Raw genomic sequence first — 21151 nt, 5'->3', positions numbered from 1 at the left:
GCTGTTTTTGGTTTTCCCCTCCCCCCCCCCCCCTTCCCCCCCCCCCCCCCCCCCCCCCCCCCCCCCCCCCTCCTCCCCCCCCCCCCCCCCCCCCCCCCCCGATACATCAATACATCAAGTAAACGACGGTGCGGCGGCCGGTGTTAGCGGCGCATCACCTTTTCCGACGGCGTCAGCGCTTCGATATAGGCCGGGCGCGAGAAGATGCGCTCGGCGTACTTCATCAGCGGCGCGGCGGTCTTCGACAGTTCGATGCCGTAGTGGTCCAGGCGCCACAGCAGCGGCGCGACGGCCACGTCGAGCATCGAGAATTCGTCGCCCAGCATGTACTTGTTCTTCAGGAACAGCGGCGCCAGCGTCGTCAGGCGGTCGCGGATTTCCGCGCGCGCCTTGTCGTGGCTCTTGTCGTTGCCCTTGGCGCGTTCGCTTTCAAGCACGTGCACATGGACGAACAACTCTTTTTCAAAGTTGAACAGCATCAGGCGCGCGCGCGCGCGCATCAACGGGTCGGCCGGCATCAGTTGCGGATGCGGGAAGCGCTCGTCGATGTACTCGTTGATAATGTTCGACTCGTACAGGATCAGTTCGCGCTCGACCAGGATCGGCACCTGGCCGTACGGGTTCATCGTCGAAATGTCTTCCGGCTTGTTGAACAGGTCGACGTCGCGCACTTCGAAGTCCATGCCTTTTTCAAACAGGACCAGGCGGCAGCGTTGCGAAAAGGGGCAGGTTGTGCCCGAATAGAGAACCATCATTTTATAGTTCCTTAGAAACAAAGGGGGTGAAGCCGCGAACGGATCACCCCATATCGCTTACCCGCCAGTGCGGGTAGCGCAGAACGAATGCGGTGCAATCAGCACCCTCTTATTTGACTTCTTTCCAGTACGACGCGTTCAGGCGCCACGCCAGCAGCACGAAGCAGGCCATGAACAACAGCACCCACACGCCCAGCTGTTTGCGCTTGGCGGCGGCCGGCTCGGCCATCCACTCCATGTAGGCGACCAGGTCGGCCACGGCGGTGTCGTAGTCAAGCTGGTTCAGCTTGCCCGGCGTGACTTGCTCGAAGCCGACGAACTTGTGCACCGTCTTGCCGGCGTCGTGCGGATCTTTTTCCTCGACCATTTTGACGTTGCGCGCGCCCTGCAGTTCCCACAGCGCATGCGGCATCGCCACGTTCGGCAGCACCAGGTTGTTCCAGCCGGTCGGGCGGGTGTCGTCCTTGTAGAAGGTGCGCAGGTAGGTGTACAGGTAGTCGCCGCCGGTGCCGGCCGACGAGGCCTTGGCGCGCGAGATCACCGACAGGTCGGGCGGCACGGCGCCGAACCATTCCTTGGCGTCCTTCGCCTTCATGCTGGTGGTCATCATTTCGCCGACTTTTTCGCCGGTGAACAGCAGGTTGCTCTTGATCTGGTCTTCGGTCAGGCCGAGGTCCTTCAAGCGGTTGTAGCGCATCGACGAGGCGTTGTGGCAGTTCAGGCAGTAATTGACGAACAACTTGGCGCCGTGCTGCAGGGCCGCCATGTTGGTCGAGCGGTCCGGCGCCTTGTCGAGCGGGTGGCCGCCCTCGTTGGCCATGGCCAGCGCCGGCAGCAGTGCCAGGATGGCGAGCAGTTTTTTCGGAAAATTCATGTCATGTCCTTTGATCTTGGCGTCTGTCGTCGATTAGTGCGGATGGAAGGTCACGCGCGACGGCACGGTCTTGAACCTGCCCATGGCACTCCACCACGGCATCAGCAGGAAGAAGCTAAAGTAGATCAGCGTGCACACTTGCGAGACGATGGTCTTGGTGTCGGTCGGCGCCTGGGTGCCCAGGTAGCCGAGGATCAGGAACGACAGGCCGAAGACCATGTACACGTATTTGTGCCAGTCCGGACGGTAACGGATCGACTTGACCTTCGAGTGGTCCAGCCAAGGCAGCGCCGCCAGGATCATCACCGACGAACCGAACAGCACCACGCCCCAGAACTTCGCGTCCAGCACCGACGGCAGCATGCCGACGATGGCCAGCAGCGCGACCACGGCGATAACCGCCTTGAGCGCCAGCGACAGGCGCGACTTGAGCCAGATGAACACGACGTAGGCGGCGACGGCGGCCATCAGCACGTACATGAAGTCGGCCGTGGTGGCGCGCAGCACCGAGTAGAACGGCGTGAAGTACCAGGTCGGGGCGATGTGCAGCGGGGTTTTCAGCGAATCGCCCGGCAGGAAGTTGTTGTACTCCAGGAAGTAGCCGCCCATTTCCGGCGCGAAGAACACCACGGCGCTGAAGATGGTCAGGAAGATCGACACGCCGAACAGGTCGTGCACCGTGTAGTAAGGGTGCGAAGGGATCGAATCGAGCGGGTGGCCGTCGGCGCCCAGGTTGTCTTTCACTTCGATGCCGTCCGGGTTGCTCGAACCGACTTCGTGCAGCGCGATCAAATGCGCGGCGACCAAGCCCAGCAGGACCAGCGGAATGGCGATCACGTGGAAGGCGAAGAAGCGGTTCAGGGTGGCGTCGGAGACCACGTAGTCGCCGCGGATCCACAGCGACAGGTCGGGACCGATCAGCGGAATGGCGCCGAACAGGTTGACGATCACTTGCGCGCCCCAGTACGACATCTGGCCCCAGGGCAGCAGGTAGCCGAAGAAGGCTTCCGCCATCAGGCACAGGAAGATGGCGAAGCCGAACAGCCAGATCAGTTCGCGCGGTTTGCGGTAGGAACCGTACAGCAGGCCGCGCGTCATGTGCAGGTAGACGATGATGAAGAAGGCCGAGGCGCCGGTCGAGTGCATATAGCGCACCAGCCAGCCCCACGGCACTTCGCGCATGATGTACTCGACCGAGCCGAAGGCCAGGTTGGCGTCGGGCTTGTAGTGCATCGTCAGGAAGATGCCGGTGACGATCTGCAGCACCAGCACCAGCATCGCCAGCGAGCCGAAGATATACCAGAAGTTGAAGTTCTTCGGCGCGTAGTACTTGCCCCACTGGTCGTTCCACAGCTTGGTCAGCGGGAAGCGGTCGTCGACCCAGCCCAAAGCCTTGGCGGCGGCCGGCGCGTCGGCCGGGAATGTGGTTTCTTTAAAAGCGGCCATGATTACGCCTCACCTTTCTGGTCTTTGCCGATAACCAATTTGGTATCGCTCAAATACATGTGGCGCGGCACTTGCAGATTGTCCGGCGCGGGCTTGTTCTTGAAAACCCGGCCGGCCATGTCGAAGGTCGAACCGTGGCACGGGCACAGGAAGCCGCCCTCCCAGTCGTCCGGCAGCGAAGGCTGCGGGCCGGGCGTGAATTTGGTCGACGGCGAGCAGCCCAGGTGGGTGCAGATGCCGACGGCGACGAGGATTTCCGGCTTGATCGAGCGCCATTCGTTGCGGGCGTACTCGGGCGTAAACTCTTCCGGGTTGCGCTTGGAGTCGGCGTCGGCGACCTTGCCGTCGGTTTTCTTGAGCGAGGCGACCATGTCGGGCGTGCGCTTGAGGATCCACACGGGCTTGCCGCGCCATTCGACGGTGACCATCTCGCCCTCTTTCAGGCTGCCGATGTCCACTTCCACCGGCGCGCCGGCGGCTTTCGCCCGTTCCGACGGCTGGAAAGTACTTACCAAGGCCCCTGCGGTGGCCAAACCGACCACACTACCCGCCGCGCACGTAGCGACGAGCAAGCCGCGTCGGCCGGAATCGACCTGCTTTTCGTTACTCATACAAACCCCAATCAGTCAAAATGCGAAATCTTTTTTATGAGGAGCACCCCGAAAACCAGCCCGCATCCCAACCCGGGTTCGTCTGAACCTGACCGGTGCCGAGCTTTTAAAGGTACCCTGAAGCGTCAACATGGCTTCTAGCAACCTTAAATTATAAGGGAAGCGCCGGGCGAATTAAAGCAAAAACGTTGCCCAGCCCGCAATTGGGGCGTTTTGTGGCGCGTTTCGGTCAACTTGACGGCCGAAACGGCGCCGCCGCAAACGCCGGCCGGCCGCAACGCGCCCGCCGCCCGGTTTGGCGTGCGCCCGAATCGATAGTATGATCGTGATGCCGAACGCACAATCAACGGAGAAAATACATGGCAATGATGCAGGAATTCAAGGAATTCGCGATGAAGGGCAACGTCGTCGACCTGGCGGTCGGGGTCATCATCGGCGGCGCCTTCGGCAAGATCGTCGATTCCTTGGTGCAAGACGTGATCATGCCGCCCATCAGCAAGGTCTTTGGCGGACTCGACTTTGCCAACTACTATTTGCCGTTGAACAACCAGGGCACCCAGCTCACCTTGGTCGAAGCCAAGAAGGCCGGCGCGGTTTTCGCCTACGGCAACTTTATCACGATCCTGATCAACTTCCTGATCCTCGCCTTCATCATCTTCCAGATGGTGCGGCTGGTTAACAAGGCGCGCAAGGTCGAGGCGCCGGCGCCGGCTGCCGTGGTGACGCCGGAAGACATCGTGTTGTTGCGCGAAATCCGCGACGCCCTCAAGAAATAAACCGCGGCGCCCGCGCCGCCACCCTGTTGCCGCGCCCCGAGGGCGCGCACCCCTTTCAAAGCGCATATGCGACGACTCTGGCTTTTGTTTGCGCAAACGGTGACCGTGGTTCTGGCACTGTATTTCGTCTATTCCGCGCTGCGGCCGGCGCCGCCGGCAACGGCGACCGCGGCGCCGGCCCCGGCCGCGCCGCCGCTGGCGTCCTACCGCGACGCCGCCGCGCTGGCGATGCCGGCGGTGGTCAACATCCTGACCACCCAGGCGCCCAAGCGCGCCGCCAACCCGATGTTGAAGGACCCGTTCTTCAAGAAGTTCTTCGGCGAGCGCCGCCCCGACGACGACGACGACGACGACGACGACGCGTCCAGCCTCGGCTCGGGCGTCATCGTCAGCGCCGACGGCTACATCCTGACCAACAACCACGTCGTCGAGGCCGCCGAGCAGATCGAGGTGGTGCTGGCGGACGGGCGCAAGGCGCCGGCCAGGGTGGTCGGCTTGGACCCGGAAACCGACCTGGCGGTGATCAAGGTCGCGCTCGACAAGCTGCCGGTGATTGTCCTCGGCCACGTCGAGCAGGCCAGGGTCGGCGACGTCGTGCTGGCCATCGGCAACCCCTTCGGCGTCGGCCAGACCGTGACGATGGGCATCATCTCTGCGCTCGGACGCAACAACCTGCACATCAACCACTTCGAAAACTTTATCCAGACCGACGCCGCGATCAACTTCGGCAATTCCGGCGGCGCGCTGATCGACGGGCGCGGCAAGCTGCTCGGCATCAACGCGGCGATCTACTCGCAAAGCGGCGGCTCGGTCGGCATCGGCTTCGCCATCCCGGTCTCGACCGTCAAGACGGTGATGGACGAGATCATCAAATCCGGCCACGTGGTGCGCGGCTGGATCGGCGTCGAATCGCAGGACATCACGCCGGAGCTGGCGCACAGCTTCGGCCTGAGCCGGCAAAGCGGCGCCATCATCGCCGGCGTCGTCAAGAACGGGCCGGCCGACCGCGCCGGCATCAAGCCGGGCGACATCCTGCTGGCGGTCGAGGGCAGGGCGGTCGGCGACACCACCGACATGCTGAACCTGATCGCCCAACTGGCCCCCGGCGGAAAAGCTAAAATGACGCTGCTGCGCAAGAGCCGCGAGGCGACCCTCGACGTCGTCGTCGGCAAGCGCCCGCCCACCAACCCGCCCTGACAGGAACGCGATTCATGCATTTGCGCGATTTGACCCAATTTTTGAACGAACTGAGCGAGAACAACAACCGGCCCTGGTTCATCATGAACAAGCCGCGCTACGACATCCTGCGCGAGGAATTCCTGGCCGTCGTCACCGGCCTGATCGCCGAGCTGGGCAAGTTCGACCCGGCGGTCAAGTTCTGCAACCCGAAAAAGGCGCTGTTCCGCATCAACCGCGACGTCCGCTTCGCCCACGACAAGCGGCCGTACAAGACGCGTTTTTCGGCCGCCATCGCGCCCAACGACATGCGCCGCCCCAGCATGGCGGCCGGACCGACCTTTTACCTGCAAATCGAGGGTAGCGGCAAGCTGCTGTTCGGCGCCGGCGAATATATGCCGCCGGCCGGGCGCCTGCGCGCCATCCGCGAGCATATGCTCAACGACGCGCCGGGTTTGGGCAAAGTACTGAAGAATAGGCGCTTGCGCCAGACCTTCGGCACCTTCCAGGACGAGGGCAAGCTGATGCGCCCGCCGAAGGGCTTCCCGGCCGACGCCGAGCACATCGAACTGATCAAGCTGAAGAGCTTTTTCGTCTGGACCGAGGTGGCGCTGGACTTGAACGCGCCGGAGCTGCTGCTGCCGACGCTGGCCGCCGGCTTGAAGGACGCGCTGCCGCTGGTGACCTGGTTGCGCGGCGCCAAGGAACAGCAAGAGCCGGAAGAGTAGCAAAGGCGTAGCAGGGGCGTAGCGGCAGGACCAACCAACTTAAAAGGAGCGACACCATGGCATTGCCACATGCGGGGTCCGGCGAATTGATCGCGGTGCAGCACGGCGACGACGACCTGTCCCAGTTTTCCGCGATCGCGCTGGCCAAAACCGCCGAGATGGAATTGATCCGCATGACCCTGCCCAAAGGCAAGGTCATGCCGGAACACCATGTGCCGGGGGAAATCAGCCTGCTGTGCCTGCGCGGCGAGGTCGCGCTGGACGCCCACGGCCGCAGCCAGGCGCTGCGCGCCGGCCAGATGGTCTACCTGAACGGCGGCCAGGCACACGCGCTGCGCGCCGAAGCGGACAGCCTGCTGCTGCTGACCATCCTGCTGGACAAGGGCCCCGGCCACGCCTAGGTCGGCGCCGGCGCGCCGCTTGCCCGATTCACACCCAAGGCAAACCGCCGGGGTCGGACGCCCTTGGTGTTGATTGTTTCAGCCTCAAGCGGCCTCGTCGCGCGGATCGCGCGCCAGCAGGCGTTTTACCATTTCATGCGGCAAGTCGCCGTCGAACAGCACGCCGGCCACCGCGTTGGTGATCGGCATCTCCACGCCCAGGGTGCGGGCCAGTTCGCGCACCGCCCTGGCGCAGGGGACGCCCTCGGCCACGTGGCCCAGTTCGGCCACGATGGCGGCCAGCGGCTTGCCCTGCGCCAGGCCGAGCCCGACCCGGCGGTTGCGCGACAGGTCGCCGGTGCAGGTCAGGATCAAGTCGCCCATGCCGGTCAAGCCCATGAAGGTTTCGGCCTGGCCGCCCAGGGCGGCGCCGAGCCGGGTGATTTCCGCCAGGCCGCGGGTGATCAGCGCGGCGCGCGCGTTCAAGCCCAGGCCCAGGCCGTCGGCGATACCGGTGGCGATGGCCAGGATGTTCTTGACCGCGCCGCCAACCTCGACGCCCACCAGGTCTTCGCTGGCGTACACCCGGATATTGCCGCCGTGCAAAGCGGCGACGACGTCGTCGCGCAGCTGCGCCGAGTCCGAGGCGATGGTCAGCGCGCACGGCAGGCCGCGCGCCACTTCCTGCGCGAACGACGGCCCCAGCAGCGCGCCGCCGGCGACCCGATCGCCCAGCACCTGGGCGACGATCTGGTGCGGCAGCAAGCCGCTGCCGTTCTCGAAACCCTTGCACAGCCAGACCAGCTTGTGAACCGTGCGCGCGCGCAACTGTTCCAGCAGCGGCCGCAGGCCGGCCACCGGGCAGGCCGCGATCAGCAGCGCGCCGGGGCCGCTGGCGTGGGCCAGCGCTTGCTCGAAGTCGGCACCGACGCGCAGCCCGGGCGGCAGCGTGAAGCCGGGCAAATAAGCGTTTTCGCGCTGCGCCGCCATCGCCTGCATGGTGGCGGCGTTGCGGCCCCACAGCAGCACGTCGTGCCGCCCGGCGCAGGCGATCGCCACGGCGGTGCCCCAGGCGCCGGCGCCCAGCACGCTGACGTTGCGCCGTTCGGGCGCGGCCGGGGAGGGGGAAATAGCGGAGTCTTGCATAGGGCCTCGGACGGTGATGGCGTTAAACGGGCGCGCCGGCAGCGCCGACAATCAACCCAAGGCAAAGAGCCGGGGTCGGGCCCCAGGGGCTGAGGGTTGGACGGCGGCCTTGATTGGGCGGGCTAGATGCCCCAGACGTCGCCGCTCTTCACGTAACCGTTCAAGCCGTCCTTGTGGCGCACCTTGACCCAGCCGGAGCTGCCGGCCTCGGTCACTTCCAGCAAAATGCCCTTGTCGGCGATGAACACCGGGGCCGACGCCTCGTCTGCGGCGCTGCGCACCTTCAGCGCGGCCGTGCGCACCACCACGTTGCGGCGGCTGCTCAGCACTTTCGCTTCGGTCCAGGCCATGTCGCCGCTGACGTCGCGCACCTTGACCCATTCGCCGTAGCTGAGCACCACTTCGAGCGGCATGCCGCGCGGCGCGATAAACAATTTGCCGCTTTTGGTGGAGGGGGCGTCGTACAGGATCGCCGGGGCCGCGCCCACCGTTTTGAAATCGAACGCGTGGCCGGCGGCTGCCGCCAGCATCAGCGTCGCGCCTGCGATCCAACGGGGAATGCTCATAACCGGACTTTCAATAGCGGTGAATCTGGAAAACGCGGCGCCGGCGCCACTGCGGCGCCGGCGCGGGGCGGACGACTTAGTGGGTTGCCGCGCCGGCCGCTGGCGCGGCGGCGGCGGCGTCGGCCACCGCTTGCAGGCGCTGCTGGTAGAACACTTCGAAATTGATTTCAGCCAGGTGCACGGGCGGGAAGCCGGCGCGGGTGATGACGTCGGCGATGTTGGCGCGCAGGTAAGGGTAGATGATGTTCGGGCAGCCGATTCCCAGCAGCGGGTCGAGCTGGTCCGCGGGGATGTTGCGCGCTTCAAAGATACCGGCTTGCTTGCCTTCAACCAGGAACGCGACCTTGTCCTTGATTTTGGCGGTGACGGTGATCGTCACGGTCGATTCGAAAATGCCGTCGGCCAGCGGCTCGGCGCTGACGTCGAGCGCCACTTCGATGGCCGGCGCTTCTTGTTCCAGGAAGATCGACGGCGAGTTCGGCTGTTCCAGCGACATGTCTTTCAGGTAGACGCGTTGGATTTGGAATACGGGTTGCAGGTTTTCGTCGGACATGGAACGCTTTCGTTATAGGGGAAAAGAACGGCAGCTGCCGTTCAGATGGGTAACTGAGTCAGGCACACGATCGGCTCTAGCCCCGCGCAAAGTGGCAGCACCGCGCGGGCACAAGTCGGAAGTGAGGGCAATTGTATCAAAACCAATACCCCGCGCCGGACAATTTACGCGCCCTTGAGCAGCGCGTCGAGTCCGCCGGCCTGGTCGAGCGCGTACAAATCGTCGAAACCGCCGACGTGGGTGTCGCCGATGTAGATTTGCGGCACGGTGCGGCGGCCGGTTTTCTGCATCATCAGCGCGCGCTGCTCGGGGTCGAGGTCGACGCGGATCTTTTCAATCTCGGTCACGCCTTTGGCTTCGAGCAGGCGCTCGGCGCGCACGCAGTACGGGCACACGGCGGTGCTGTAGAGGAGGACATGGGCTGTCATGGCTGGTTTTCCTTGTGGTGTGTACTTATTTGGCGAGCGGCAAACCGGCCGCCTGCCATGCCGTGACGCCGCCGTCGAGGCTGACGACGTCCGCAAAGCCGGCCTTGGCCAGCACCTTGGCGGCCAGCGGCGAGCGCACGCCCTTCTGGCACACCAGCACGACGGTCTTGCTCTTCGACTTGTCGAGTTCGCCAACCCGGCCCACCAGCTCGGTCAGCGGAATATTTTTGGCGTCGCGCAGGTGGCCGTTGGCGAAGGCGGCCGTGTCGCGCACGTCCAGCACCAGGCTTTTGCCGCGGTTGATCATCTGCGTCACCTCCAGCGGCGAGGCGCGCTTGCCGCGCATGCTCAGGGCCGGCCACAGCAGGGCGCCGCCGGAAATGACGACGATACCGACGAGAAAAATGTGTTCAATAATGAAATTCACGGGTGTCCAATGGTTTAAGTCAATCCGCGCATTATAAAATAGAAGCTGGAACTGTTAAGCCCTAGCTTGCTTTTTGCCTCAAACCCCACTAAAAGATTGCAGACTGACATGTATAAAATCGTTTTCATGCGTCACGGCGAGTCCACCTGGAACCTCGATAACCGCTTCACCGGCTGGACCGACGTCGATCTGACGGAAAAGGGCGTCAACGAGGCGGGCGCCGCCGGCCGTATCCTGAAGGACGCCGGCTTCACCTTCGACTTGGCCTACACCTCGGTGTTGAAGCGCGCCATCCGCACGCTGTGGCTGTCGCTGGACGCGATGGACCTGATGTGGTTGCCAATCAAGCACGACTGGCGCCTGAACGAGCGCCACTACGGCGCGCTGCAGGGCCTCGACAAGGCCGAGACCGCCGCCAAGTACGGCGACGAGCAAGTGCTGGTGTGGCGCCGCAGCTACGACACGCCGCCGCCGGCGCTGGCCGAGGACGACGAACGCGCCTGCTTCAACGACCCGCGCTACGCCGGCTTGCCGAAGTCGGCCGTTCCGCTGACCGAATGCCTGAAAGACACCGTGGCGCGCGTCATGCCGGCCTGGGACGAGGAAATCGCCCCGGCCATCCGCGCCGGCAAGCGCATCCTCATTTCAGCCCACGGCAACAGCCTGCGCGCGCTGATCAAGATGCTCGACGGCATCAGCGACGCCGACATCGTCGGCCTGAACATTCCCAACGGCCAGCCGCTGGTGTACGAGCTCGACGCCGACCTGAAACCGATCCGCAGCTACTACCTGGGCGACCAGGAGGCGATCGCCGCGGCCATGCGCGCCGTGGCGAACCAAGGGAAGGCCAAGTAACTTTGCCGTATCCGCTCCGGGTCGCACCCGTTTTCATGCCGGCCTGGCGGGCCGGGGCCGGGCTGTGCCTGGCCCTGCTGCTCGCCGGCGGCGCCGCCCACGGCGCCAAACCGACCGAACGCAGCCGCCAGAAGGCGGTCGCCGAGCAGGAGCGCGCCGGCCTGCAGCAAAAGCTGACGGCCCTCAAGCGCGACATCGGCCGCACCGAAACCGCCAAGGACGACGCCGCCGACACGCTGGCCGAGTCGGAGGGCGCCATTTCCAACGCCAACCGGGCGCTGCGCGAACTGGCCGTCGAGCAGAACCAGACCGGCGTCAAGCTGCGCCAGCTCGGCGCGGCGCGCGGGCAACTGGTGGCCACCGTCGAATTGCAAAAGAAACAGTTATCAAAATTGCTTCGCGAGCAATATGTCGCGGGCAACGAGGACCGCATCAAGTTGCTGCTGTCGGGCGACAACCCGAACCGCATCAACCGCGACCTGCAAATGATGTCCTACGTGTCGCAGGCGCAGGCGCGCCTGCTGGGCGCGCTGCGCGCCAATTTGCTGGCGGTCGAGGCCAACCAGGCCGAGGCGCAGAACGCCAAGGACGAGCTGGAGGAGATCGCCCAGGAGGAGCGCGAGCAAAAAACCCTGCTGGAACAGGAGAAGGGGCGCCGCGCGGCGCTGCTGGCGAGCCTGTCGAAGCGCCTGGTCGAGCAGCGCAAGGAGGCCGGCAACGTCGAGCGCGACGAGCAGCGCATGGCCGGCCTGGTCGACAAGTTGGCGAAATTGATCAAGGAACAGGCCGAGGCCGCCGCCGCCGAGAAGCAACGCCAGCAACAACTGGCGCAGGCGCGCGCCGAGGCCAAGGCCAAGGCCGACGCCGTGGCGGCCGCCGACGCCAAGGCGCGGGCGCTGGCGGCGACCGCGGCGCGCGCCACGGCGCAAGCCCAGGCCGAACGCCTGGCGCGGGAGCAGGCCAAGGGCGGCAAGGCCAAGCCGCCGACGCCGGCCAGGCCGGAGCCGGTCGCGCCCGACGAGCCGAAGGTGGCGCAGCGCCGGCCGGAGGAAGCCAAGCCGGAGCCGACGCCGGAAGCGAAGCCGGTGGTGGCCGCGGTGGCGGCCGAGCCGGTGCCGGCGCGCGCCAGCCTGGCCGCGGCGGCGCCGGAGGGCGCCTTCGCCGGCCTGCGCGGGCAGTTGCAGGCGCCGGTGGCGGGCCGGCTGGCGGCCAAGTTCGGCAGCAAGCGCGGCGACGGCCCCAGCTGGAAGGGCGTGTTTATCCGCGCCGGCGAGGGCGCCGACATCAAGTCGGTCGCCGCCGGCCGGGTCGTGTTCGCCGAATGGCTGCGCGGCTTCGGCAACCTGATCATCGTCGACCACGGCGGCCAGTACATGAGCATCTACGGCAACAACCAGGCGCTGCTCAAACGCGCCGGCGACGCCGTCAAGGGCGGCGACGCGATTGCCAGCGCCGGAAACAGCGGCGGCAACGAGGAATCGGGTTTATACTTTGAATTGCGGCATCAAGGCCGCGCGTTCGATCCGGTCGGCTGGGTGAAGTTCTAGGCCCGCCGGCGGATCGACGGACATTCTCCGCAGGTCGGCTTCGCCGGCGCGGCGCAACCCGACCTGCCGGCTCCGCCGCGGCGCGGCGGGCCGCCGCCCGGCAAGCCGGCCTGCCGGTTTTTTTTGGCGGGATCGGTGGAGCGCGGCGACAAATGGGCATCAAAGTAAAGAGTATCGGCCTGATCGGTCTGGGCATGCTGGCCGGTATCGGCGCCTCGATGCAGTTTTCGGCGGTCGCGCAAAAGAGCACGGCGGCGCCGCTGCCGCTCGAAGAGCTGCGCCAGTTGGCCGACGTGTTCGGCCTGATCCAGTCCGACTACGTCGAGGCGGTCGAGGGCAAGAAGCTGCTGACCGAGGCCATTTCCGGCATGGTCGCCTCGCTCGACCCGCATTCGACCTACCTCGACAAGAAGGCCTTCAAGGAAATGCGCGACAGCATGCAGGGCAAGTTCGTCGGCCTGGGCATCGAAGTGAGCATGGAGGACGGCTACGTCAAGGTGGTCGCGCCGATCGAGGATTCGCCCGCCGCCAAGGCCGGCGTGCTGGCCGGCGACCTGATCACCCGCATCGACAACGCGCCGATGAAGGGCCTGTCGCTGGACGAGGCGATCAAGAAGATGCGCGGCGAGCCGCACACCAGGATCGCCCTGACGGTGTCGCGCAAGGGCGAGCTCAAGCCGCTGGCGTTCAACATCGTGCGCGAGGAAATCCGCGTGCAGAGCGTCAAGGCGAAGATGGTCGAGCCGGGCTACGCCTGGCTGCGCATCGCCCAGTTCCAGGAACCGACCGTCGACGACATGGTCAAGAAAATCCAGCTGCTGTACGCCCAGGACCCGCACCTGAAGGGCCTGGTGCTGGACCTGCGCAACGATCCGGGCGGCGTGGTGCCGGGCGCGGTCGGGGTCTCGGCCGCCTTCCTGCCGAAGGACGCGGTGATCGTCTCGACCAACGGCCAGCTGGCCGACTCGAAACAGACCTTCTACGGCCGGCGCGAGTTCTACGCCGGGCGCAGCGGCGGCGACCCGCTGGCCAAGCTGCCGGAGGCGCTGAAAAGCGTGCCGATGGTGGTGCTGGTCAACACCGGCTCGGCCTCGGCCTCGGAAATCGTCGCCGGCGCGCTGCAGGACTACAAGCGCGCCACCATCCTCGGCACCCAGACCTTCGGCAAGGGCTCGGTGCAGACGCTGCGCCAGCTCACGCCCGACACCGCCGTCAAGTTGACCACGGCGCGCTACTACACCCCGCACGGGCGCTCGATCCAGGCGCGCGGCATCGTGCCCGACCTGATGGTCGACGAAACCGCCGACGGCGACGGCTGGAACAGCCTGCGCGTGCGCGAGGCCGACCTGCAAAAGCACCTTGGCAACGACGAGGACAGGGGCGCCGCCGCGCCCGCCGCCAGGCGCGACGAGCAGGAGGAGGAGCTGCGCCTGCTGGAACTGGCGAAGAAGCGCAAGCCGCTCGAATACGGCGGCAAGGACGACTTCCAGCTGGCGCAGGCGTTGAACCACTTCAAGGGCCTGGCGGTGAAGCTGTCGAAAGTCGAGGCGACGCCGGAGCAGGGCGCCGACAAGCCGGCCGACAAAAAGGCGCCGGCCAAAAAGTAACGGGCCGGCGCGCCGCAACCGACCGCGCGCGCCGTGCCCCGGCGCCGGCCCCTCCGCGTTTTCTTGACTGCACACTATGAACGACTCACAACTGCTGCGCTACTCGCGCCACATCCTGCTCGACGAAATCGGTATCGAGGGGCAGGAAAAGCTGCTGGCCGCGCGCGCGCTGGTGATCGGCGCCGGCGGCCTCGGCTCGCCGGCGGCGATGTACCTGGCCTCGGCCGGCGTCGGCCGCCTGACCCTGGTCGACGACGACACCGTCGACCTGACCAACCTGCAGCGGCAGATCGCCCACACCACGGCGCGCGTCGGCCAGCCCAAGGCCGCCTCGGCGGCGCTGACGCTGGCCGCGATCAACCCCGACATCGAGATCGTCGCGCTGGCCGAGCGCGCCGGCGCGGCGCGCCTGCTGGCGCTGGCGGCCGACGCCGACGTGGTGCTCGACTGCAGCGACAACTTCGCCACCCGCCACGCCGTCAACCGCGCCTGCGTGGCCGCCAAGGTGGCGCTGGTGTCGGGCGCGGTGATCCGCTTCGACGGCCAGGTCAGCGTGTTCGACCCGCGCGCGCCCGCCTCGCCCTGCTATTCCTGCCTGTTTCCGCAGGACCAGCATTTCCAGGACGCGGCCTGCGCCAGCATGGGCGTGTTCGCGCCCCTGGTGGGCGTGGTCGGCGCGATGCAGGCGGCCGAGGCGCTCAAGCTGCTGATGGGCGTGGGCGGCTCGCTGGCCGGGCGCTTGTTGATGCTCGACGGCCTCAACATGGAATGGAACAGCATCGGCGTCGCCCGCAACCCCGGCTGCCCGGTCTGCGGCCCCGCCGCGGCCGCCTGAAACATGGCCCGCGGCGCCCTCGGCTATACGTTTTTGATAACCTTCTATGGTGTTGCGCCGATTCCGCCTTATACTCTGCACTCGTTCATCCTCATCCTTCTATTTTCTTATGCAAAACGTTGCAAATCGTTCGATCCGGCGCCGCCTGGCCCGCGGCTTCACGCTCATCGAGATCATGGTCGTGGTGGTGATCATGGGCATCCTGGCCGCGCTGGTGGTCCCCAAGCTGATTAGCCGCACCGGCGAGTCGCGCGTGGCCGCCGCCCGCGTCGACATCATCTCGCTGATCCAGGCGCTGAAGTTGTACAAGCTCGACAACCAGCGCTACCCGACCACCGAGCAGAGCCTGGGCGCCCTGGTCAGCAAGCCGACCAGCGGCCCGGCCGCCAACGGCTGGAAGAGCGGCGGCTACCTCGACAAGATGCCGAAGGACCCGTGGGGCAATCCCTACCAATACCTGTCGCCCGGCATCAAGGGCGAAATCGACGTGCTTTCGCTGGGGGCCGACGGCCAGCCCGGCGGCAGCGGCGACGACGCCGACATTGGTTCGTGGGACATTTAAACCCGGCCATGTTCAACCTTGACCGTGCCGGCGCGCGGGCGCGCGGCTTCACGCTGATCGAATTGCTGGTGGTGCTGGTCATCGTCGGACTGACGCTGGGCATGGTGTCGTTCAACGCCATGCCCAGCCGCCAGCAGGCGCTGCACAAGGAAGCCGAGCGTATCGCGCTGTTGCTGCAACTGGCGCGCGACGAGGCCATCGTGCGCAACCGCCAGGTGGCGTTCGAGGCCGACGCCGAGCGTTACCGCTTCCTGGTGCGCAACGAGCGGCAATGGGAACCGGTCACCCAGGACGACTTGCTGCGCGAGCGCGCCTTCCAGAACAGCCCGGTGGTGTTCAGCGTCGAGCCGGCGCTGGGCGCCGGCGGCGCCGGCGCGCCGCTGCGCATCGTCTTCGGCCGCGAGCCGGTCGACAAGCCCTTCCTGCTGACCATGGCCAGCGGCGAGGGCAGCGCCGCCATCCGCGCCGATGGCATCGGCCATTTCACCGTCGAATGAAGCAGCGGCCCGCGCCCCGTCGCCACCGCGGCTTCACCCTGCTCGAAGTGCTGGTGGCGCTGCTGATCGTGGTCACCTCGCTGGGCGCCTCGCTGCGCGCGGCCGGCAGCCTGACGCAAAACAGCAACGGCTTGCGCAGCGCCATGATGGCGACCTGGTCGGCCGAGAACCGCCTCGTCGAGTTCCGCCTCAGCAAAGCCTTCCCGCCGATCGGCAAAACCGCCAGCGCCTGCCCGCAGGGCGACTTGAACCTGATTTGCCAGGAGGAGGTCGTGGCCACGCCGAACCCGCGTTTTCGCCGCGTCGAGGTCAGCGTCTACAACGCCGAGAACCCCGAGCGGCGCATCATCAAGCTGGTGCAACTGGTGCTGAGTCCATGACGGCCCGGCGCGCGCGCCGGCGCGGCTTCACGCTGGTCGAACTGCTGGTGGCGATCGCCATCCTGGCCATCGTCGCCGTGATGGGTTGGCGCGGCCTGGACGGCATCGTCCGCGCCCGCGTCGCGCTGACCGGGCAGATGGAGCAGACCCGCGGCATGCAACTGGCGTTCGCCCAGATGCAAAGCGATTGCGAGCACCTGGCCGGCGCCGGCGCGCAGGCGAGCCTGCTGCACGGGCGCGCCAGCCTGAGCGTCGAGGGCGAGCGCCTGACGCTGGTGCGCGCGGTCTTCAACGAAAACCAGGCGACCCAGTTGCAGGTGGTGTCCTACCGCGTGCGCGACGGCGTGCTGACGCGGCGCGAGTCGGCCGGCACGCGCAACCTGGCCCAGCTCGACGGCATGTGGCAGGCGGCGCTCGGCGACACCGACACCGGCGCCGCGGTGCAGTTGCTGGCCGGCCTGGGCGGCATGGCGCTGCGGCTGTGGGACAACAACGCCTGGAGCGCGCCGGGCGGCGCCGCCGCCGCCAGCAGCACCGGGCTGGAGGTGACGCTGCGCCAGAAGGACCAGGAAATCGGCCTGGTCAAGACTTTCCTGCTGGGGGCGGTGTGACGCGCCGGGCGCCGCCGTCGAGGCGCCAGCGCGGCGTCGCCGTCATCACGGCGCTGCTGCTGACGACGCTGGCCGTGACCATCGTCGCCAGCGTGTTCTGGCAGCAGCAGGTGCAGGTGCGCTCGATGGAAAACCAGCGCCTGCACCAGCAGACCAAGTGGATCACGCTGGGCGCGGTCGACCTGGCGCGCTTCTGGCTGCGCCAGGACAATCCCAACCTGACCCGGCTCGACGGCATCTGGAGCAAACCGGTGGCCGAGACCAACCTCGACCAGTTCGTCGAGCGCGAGCGCGTCGACGGCGAGGACTACGCGGCGACGCTGTCGGGCCGCGCCAGCGACGCGCAGGGCCGCTTCAACCTGAGCAACCTGGCCAGGGGCCGCGTCGTCGACAAGGCGCAGGTGCTGGTGTTCGGCCGCCTGCTGGCCAACCAGCGGCTCGACCCCGCCCTGGCCCAGGCCGCCGCGACGGCGCTGGCGCAGACCCAAAAGGGCGGCGCGCCGGCGCTGCCCGACGAGGTGCCGGCGCAGAGCGGCAGCGAGCCGATCGACTTCGCCCAGGTCGAGGACCTGCTCAGCGTGCCCGGCGTCACGCCGCAGGCGCTCGAGCGCCTGCGCGAGTTCATCATCGTGCTGCCCAAACCGAGCCCGATCAACATCAACACCGCGGCGCCCGAGGTGCTCGCCGCGGTGGTCGATTTCTCGCTGGGCGAGGCGCGCGCGCTGGCCAGCAACCGCGAACGCAAGCCCTTCAACGGCATCGGCGATTTCACGGCACTGATACAAGGCAAGACCCTGCTGCTGCCGAACCAGGGCGGCGTCGACGTTAAAAGCAGCTACTTCCTGGTCGACAGCCAGGTGCGGCTGGACCGCGCGGCGCTGGCGACGCAGGCGTTGATCGAGCGCGACGGCACCAAGCGCACTACCACCCTGGTGTGGATCCGGGAAAACTAGAACCTGAAAGCGAGACCTTTTGACTACACTGTATATCCGGCATCCGGCCAAGGCCAGCGTTGACAGCGTGGCGCAGTGCCAGTTCGCGCTGGTCGCCCCCAACGGCGACGTGCAGCGGCAGGGCGCCGGCGCCCTCGGCGGCATGGCCCCGTTGATCGCCTCGGCGCGCCGCGTGGTGCTGCTGCTGGCGGCCGCCGACGTCACCCTGCTGCGCCTGAAGGTGCCGCCGCTGTCGGCGCCGCGCCTGCGCGCGGCGCTGCCGAACCTGGTCGAGGAACACATCCTGGGCGACCCGGCCGATTGCGTGCTGGCCGCCTCGGCCGAGGGCGCCGACGGCATGCGCACGGTCGCGGTGGTGCAGCGCGCCTGGCTGGAGGTGCTGGTCAAGGCGCTGCTGGCGCAGGGCGCGCGCGCCGTCGCGGCGCTGCCGGCGCAACTGTGCCTGCCCTTGCCGCCGGGCGGCGCGGCCGCCGCGCTGCACCTGGACGCCGGCGCCGACGCCGCCGAGCTGACGCTGCGCCTGGCGCCGCACGAGGGCATGGGCTTGACCCTGCCGCCAACAGCCCCGGCGGCGCTGTTGCACATGCTGCGCGGCTTCACCGCCGAGGCGCCGCTGACGCTGTACGTGGCCGCCGAGCGGGCCGCCGCCTACCAAGAGGCGGCCGCCGCCATTGCCGGCGACGGCGTCGGCGTCGGCGTCGAGCCGGACCAGTGGTCGCACTGGATCGCCGGCGCCAGGACGGCCGGGCTGGACCTGGCGCCGGCGCTGGGCGTGGCCGGCGCGCGCGCGCGCGACTGGCAGCTGTGGCGCTGGCCGCTGCGGCTGGCCGTGCTGGTGGCGCTGGTCAACATCGTCGGCGTCAACCTCGACTGGCTGCGCCTCAAGCGCGACGCCGGCGCGCTGCGCGCCGGCATGCTGCAAACCTTCAAGGCGGCCTATCCGAACGAGGCGGCGCTGTATCCGGCCGAGCAGATGCGCCGCAACGTCGCCAACGCCAAGATGGCCGGCGGCCAGCTCGGCGCCGACGAGTTCGGCGCCCTCGGCGCCGCGCTGGGCGAGGCGCTCGGGCCGCTGGCCGGCGCCGGCGCCGTCGCCTCGCTCGACTACCGCGAGCGCACCCTGAGCGTCAAACTGAAACCCGACGTGGTGCCGGCCGGCGCGCTGGCGCAGGTCAGGGAGGCGCTCAAGAAGCGCAACCTGCAACTGTCCGAGCCGGCCCCCGGCACCTGGCAAATCCGCGTTGCCCAAGGAGCGCAATGATGAACACGCTGAGCACGATATTCCAACGCTACCGCCAGGGCGCCGGCGCGTTTTGGCAAGAGCGCACCGAGCAGGAGCGCAAATTCCTCGCCGTCGGCGGCGCCGCCGCCGCGCTGGCGCTGGCCTACGCGCTGCTGATCGGCCCGGCCGTCGGCGGCCGCGCGCAACTGTTGAAGGAGATGCCGCAGCTGCGCGTCGACGCCGCCGAAATCGAGGGCTTGGCGCGCCAGGCCGCCGAACTGGCGCGGCAGGCGCCGGCGCCGCCGGAGCCGATGAGCCGGGCCGCCCTGACGGCGGCGCTGGCGGCGCGCGGCCTGGTGGCGCAGTCGGTCTCGCTGACCGGCGACTACGCCAAACTGCAGTTGAACGGCGCCTCGTTCGCCGCGCTGTCCGGCTGGCTCGACGCGCTGCGCCGCGACAGCCGCGTCACGGTGCAGGAGGCCAATGTGGTGGCGTTGCCGACGGCCGGCCTGGTCGACGCCACGCTGACCTTGCGCCAAGTCGCGGGCCCGGTCAAATGACGCCGCCGCGCGACGAAAAAAGGCCGCGCCCGTGAAGCGCGCCGTGCTATGGTTGCTGGCCGCCGCGCTCGGCGTCGGCGCCACCGTGCTGCTGTTCTTCCCGGCCGGCTGGCTGGCCGCGGCGGTCGAACGCCAGAGCGGCGGGCGTTTGACCTTGGGCGACGCCCAGGGTACGCTGTGGCGCGGTTCGGCCTTCGTCGGCGGCGCCGCCAGCCGCAGCGGCGCGGTGACGCCGCTGCTGCCGGGCCGCTTCGCGTGGCGCCTGTCGCCGCTGGCGCTGCTCGGCAAGGTCGAGTTGCAACTGGAGAACCCGGCGGCGCTGTCGCAGCCGGTCAACCTGCGCGGCTCGTGGCGCGCGTGGCAGGTCAGCCCGGCCGCGCTGCTGCTGCCGGCCGAGCGCCTGGCCGGCTTGGGCGCGCCGTTGAACACGATCGCGCCCAGCGGTACGCTGCGCCTGTCGTGGAGCACGCTGCAACTGGCCCTGGCCGGCAACGCCGTCGACGTCGACGGCCGCACCACGCTGGAGTTGACCGACATGGCCTCGGCCTTGTCGGCCGTGCGCCCGCTGGGGAGTTATGAATTGGCCTTCGACTGGCGCGGCCAGCAGGCGCAACTGGGCCTGCGCTCGCTGAAGGGGCCGCTGCTGCTGGAGGGCGGCGGCGCGCTGGTCAACGGCCGCCTGCAGTTTTCCGGGCAGGCGCAGGCAGCAACAGGATATGAAGAGACCTTGGCAAGTTTGTTGAACTTGCTGGGCCAGCGCCGTACCAACAGCGACAAAAACATCATCGCCTTAGAGTTCAGATAATGAAAAAAACCACCATGAGCAATCCATCTATTTCCGCGCTGTCGCTGCGCCGCCTGGGCGCCGGCGCGCTGTTGTGCTGCGTCGCCGCGGCCGTCCCGGCGCAGCCGGCGCGCGCCGGCGACGAGGCCGCGCTGAACTTCGTCGGCGCCGACATCGAGGCCGTCATCAAGGCGGTCGGCCACTACACCAACATCAATTTCGTCATCGACCCGCGGGTCAAGGGCAGCATTACGCTGGTGTCGGAGAAATCGATCAGCAAGGCGCAGGCGTTCGCGCTGCTGGCCTCGGCGCTGCGGCTGCAGGGCTTCGCCGTCGTCAGCGGCGACGGCTACGCCAAGGTGGTACCGGAGGCCGAGGCCAAGTTGCAGTCGGTGCCGACCCAGGTCGGCAGCGGCGGCGCCAGCGTCAAGGGCGACCAGATCGCCACCCAGGTGTTTTACCTGAACTACGAATCGTCGGCCAACCTGGTGACGGTGCTGCGCCCGCTGATCTCGCCCAACAACACCATCAACGCCAACCCGGGCAACAACACGCTGGTGATCACCGACTACGCCGACAACCTCAAGCGCCTGGGCAAGATCATCGCCGCGCTCGACGCGCCGGTGGCCGCCGACATGGACGTCATCCCGGTGCGCTACGCCATCGCCTCGGACCTGGCCACGATGGTCAACAAGCTGCTCGAGCCGGGCGCCGGCGCCGGCGAATCGGGCCGCGTCTCGGTGCTGGCCGACCCGCGCACCAACGCGCTGGTGCTGCGGGGGGGAGTCCCGGGGGGAGGACAACCGGGCAAAGAGGAAGGAGTTACAACCCCCCCACACCAACAACAAAAGGAAGAGAGCCCCAATAGTTTG

The 21151-nt window shown here is 67.4% G+C and carries 26 protein-coding genes; 17 read left to right on the top strand and 9 right to left on the bottom strand.

Annotated features, from left to right (window positions below; translation table 11 throughout):
* Positions 1-143: 143 nt before the first annotated feature.
* From ACFDR9_RS20710 to petA, 4 genes are all read right to left on the bottom strand, one after another.
* Complete coding sequence (locus tag ACFDR9_RS20710; RefSeq protein ID WP_017877976.1) at positions 144-755, bottom strand: glutathione S-transferase N-terminal domain-containing protein; 612 nt, start codon at positions 753-755, stop codon at positions 144-146.
* Positions 756-864: 109 nt separating this feature from the next.
* Positions 865-1629 carry a cytochrome c1 gene (locus ACFDR9_RS20705; RefSeq protein ID WP_017877975.1) on the bottom strand — a complete coding sequence of 255 codons (765 nt, stop codon included), beginning with the start codon at positions 1627-1629 and terminating at the stop codon, positions 865-867.
* 33 nt (positions 1630-1662) lie between these two features.
* On the bottom strand, positions 1663-3075 hold the full coding sequence (locus ACFDR9_RS20700) for a cytochrome bc complex cytochrome b subunit (RefSeq protein WP_017877974.1): 1413 nt from the start codon (positions 3073-3075) through the stop codon (positions 1663-1665).
* 2 nt (positions 3076-3077) lie between these two features.
* Positions 3078-3686, bottom strand: a complete 609-nt coding sequence (gene petA / locus ACFDR9_RS20695) for a ubiquinol-cytochrome c reductase iron-sulfur subunit (protein ID WP_026133160.1) — start codon at positions 3684-3686, stop codon at positions 3078-3080.
* A 359-nt stretch (positions 3687-4045) separates the two neighbouring features.
* Here petA and mscL point away from each other — a divergent pair, with 359 nt between their 5' ends.
* The 4 genes from mscL to ACFDR9_RS20675 all read left to right on the top strand — a co-directional run bounded on the left by mscL (position 4046) and on the right by ACFDR9_RS20675 (position 6767).
* Complete coding sequence (mscL, locus tag ACFDR9_RS20690) at positions 4046-4462, top strand: large conductance mechanosensitive channel protein MscL (RefSeq protein WP_026133159.1); 417 nt, start codon at positions 4046-4048, stop codon at positions 4460-4462.
* Between the two features lie 66 nt (positions 4463-4528).
* The gene (locus ACFDR9_RS20685) at positions 4529-5659 is read left to right on the top strand and encodes a Do family serine endopeptidase (RefSeq protein WP_409032211.1); all 1131 of its coding nucleotides are present in this window, start codon (positions 4529-4531) and stop codon (positions 5657-5659) included.
* A gap of 14 nt (positions 5660-5673) precedes the next feature.
* Positions 5674-6366, top strand: coding sequence for a DUF2461 domain-containing protein (locus tag ACFDR9_RS20680; RefSeq protein ID WP_409032210.1), 693 nt, complete (start codon positions 5674-5676; stop codon positions 6364-6366).
* Positions 6367-6422: 56 nt separating this feature from the next.
* Positions 6423-6767: a cupin domain-containing protein gene (locus ACFDR9_RS20675; RefSeq protein ID WP_017877969.1), complete on the top strand. Its 345-nt coding sequence runs from the start codon at positions 6423-6425 to the stop codon at positions 6765-6767.
* 84 nt (positions 6768-6851) lie between these two features.
* On the opposite strand, the gene ACFDR9_RS20670 is transcribed toward ACFDR9_RS20675, so the two are convergent.
* From ACFDR9_RS20670 to ACFDR9_RS20650, 5 genes are all read right to left on the bottom strand, one after another.
* Positions 6852-7892 carry an NAD(P)H-dependent glycerol-3-phosphate dehydrogenase gene (locus tag ACFDR9_RS20670; RefSeq protein WP_409032209.1) on the bottom strand — a complete coding sequence of 347 codons (1041 nt, stop codon included), beginning with the start codon at positions 7890-7892 and terminating at the stop codon, positions 6852-6854.
* Positions 7893-8014: 122 nt separating this feature from the next.
* Complete coding sequence (locus ACFDR9_RS20665; protein ID WP_409032208.1) at positions 8015-8458, bottom strand: SH3 domain-containing protein; 444 nt, start codon at positions 8456-8458, stop codon at positions 8015-8017.
* Positions 8459-8534: 76 nt separating this feature from the next.
* Positions 8535-9011: a protein-export chaperone SecB gene (gene secB, locus ACFDR9_RS20660; RefSeq protein WP_017877966.1), complete on the bottom strand. Its 477-nt coding sequence runs from the start codon at positions 9009-9011 to the stop codon at positions 8535-8537.
* 164 nt (positions 9012-9175) lie between these two features.
* Positions 9176-9439 (bottom strand): glutaredoxin 3, encoded by a 264-nt coding sequence (gene grxC, locus ACFDR9_RS20655; protein ID WP_026133156.1) that lies wholly within the window; start codon positions 9437-9439, stop codon positions 9176-9178.
* 25 nt (positions 9440-9464) lie between these two features.
* The gene (locus tag ACFDR9_RS20650) at positions 9465-9866 is read right to left on the bottom strand and encodes a rhodanese-like domain-containing protein (protein ID WP_017877964.1); all 402 of its coding nucleotides are present in this window, start codon (positions 9864-9866) and stop codon (positions 9465-9467) included.
* Between the two features lie 108 nt (positions 9867-9974).
* Between ACFDR9_RS20650 and gpmA the strand changes: the two genes are divergently transcribed.
* From gpmA to ACFDR9_RS20585, 13 genes are all read left to right on the top strand, one after another.
* Positions 9975-10721: a 2,3-diphosphoglycerate-dependent phosphoglycerate mutase gene (gpmA, locus tag ACFDR9_RS20645; protein ID WP_409032207.1), complete on the top strand. Its 747-nt coding sequence runs from the start codon at positions 9975-9977 to the stop codon at positions 10719-10721.
* A 35-nt stretch (positions 10722-10756) separates the two neighbouring features.
* Complete coding sequence (locus ACFDR9_RS20640; protein WP_017877962.1) at positions 10757-12268, top strand: murein hydrolase activator EnvC; 1512 nt, start codon at positions 10757-10759, stop codon at positions 12266-12268.
* A gap of 152 nt (positions 12269-12420) precedes the next feature.
* Positions 12421-13875 (top strand): S41 family peptidase, encoded by a 1455-nt coding sequence (locus ACFDR9_RS20635; protein WP_409032206.1) that lies wholly within the window; start codon positions 12421-12423, stop codon positions 13873-13875.
* A gap of 76 nt (positions 13876-13951) precedes the next feature.
* Positions 13952-14710: a molybdopterin-synthase adenylyltransferase MoeB gene (locus tag ACFDR9_RS20630; RefSeq protein WP_017877959.1), complete on the top strand. Its 759-nt coding sequence runs from the start codon at positions 13952-13954 to the stop codon at positions 14708-14710.
* Between the two features lie 109 nt (positions 14711-14819).
* Positions 14820-15272, top strand: a complete 453-nt coding sequence (gene gspG / locus ACFDR9_RS20625) for a type II secretion system major pseudopilin GspG (protein WP_409032205.1) — start codon at positions 14820-14822, stop codon at positions 15270-15272.
* A gap of 8 nt (positions 15273-15280) precedes the next feature.
* Complete coding sequence (gspH, locus tag ACFDR9_RS20620) at positions 15281-15769, top strand: type II secretion system minor pseudopilin GspH (protein WP_017877957.1); 489 nt, start codon at positions 15281-15283, stop codon at positions 15767-15769.
* Positions 15766-16149, top strand: coding sequence for a type II secretion system minor pseudopilin GspI (gspI, locus tag ACFDR9_RS20615; protein WP_017877956.1), 384 nt, complete (start codon positions 15766-15768; stop codon positions 16147-16149). The genes gspH and gspI overlap by 4 nt, the downstream gene beginning before the upstream one ends.
* Complete coding sequence (locus ACFDR9_RS20610; RefSeq protein ID WP_409032204.1) at positions 16146-16760, top strand: type II secretion system protein J; 615 nt, start codon at positions 16146-16148, stop codon at positions 16758-16760. The genes gspI and ACFDR9_RS20610 overlap by 4 nt, the downstream gene beginning before the upstream one ends.
* The gene (gene gspK, locus ACFDR9_RS20605) at positions 16757-17713 is read left to right on the top strand and encodes a type II secretion system minor pseudopilin GspK (protein WP_409032203.1); all 957 of its coding nucleotides are present in this window, start codon (positions 16757-16759) and stop codon (positions 17711-17713) included. The genes ACFDR9_RS20610 and gspK overlap by 4 nt, the downstream gene beginning before the upstream one ends.
* Before the next feature lie 19 nt (positions 17714-17732).
* Positions 17733-18974, top strand: coding sequence for a type II secretion system protein GspL (gene gspL / locus ACFDR9_RS20600; RefSeq protein WP_409032202.1), 1242 nt, complete (start codon positions 17733-17735; stop codon positions 18972-18974).
* Entirely contained in the window at positions 18971-19495 is a 525-nt protein-coding gene (gene gspM, locus ACFDR9_RS20595; RefSeq protein WP_409032201.1) for a type II secretion system protein GspM, read from the top strand. The genes gspL and gspM overlap by 4 nt, the downstream gene beginning before the upstream one ends.
* Positions 19496-19526: 31 nt before the next feature.
* Complete coding sequence (locus tag ACFDR9_RS20590) at positions 19527-20300, top strand: type II secretion system protein N (RefSeq protein WP_409032200.1); 774 nt, start codon at positions 19527-19529, stop codon at positions 20298-20300.
* Positions 20300-21151, top strand: an 852-nt coding sequence (locus ACFDR9_RS20585) for a secretin N-terminal domain-containing protein (RefSeq protein ID WP_409032199.1), incomplete at its 3' end; no start/stop codon positions are given. The genes ACFDR9_RS20590 and ACFDR9_RS20585, both read left to right, overlap by 1 nt.

It is taken from the genome of Janthinobacterium sp. CG_23.3 (assembly GCF_046115965.1).
GTDB lineage: Bacteria > Pseudomonadota > Gammaproteobacteria > Burkholderiales > Burkholderiaceae_D > Janthinobacterium.
This window is presented reverse-complemented; position numbering and strand designations above follow the sequence as displayed.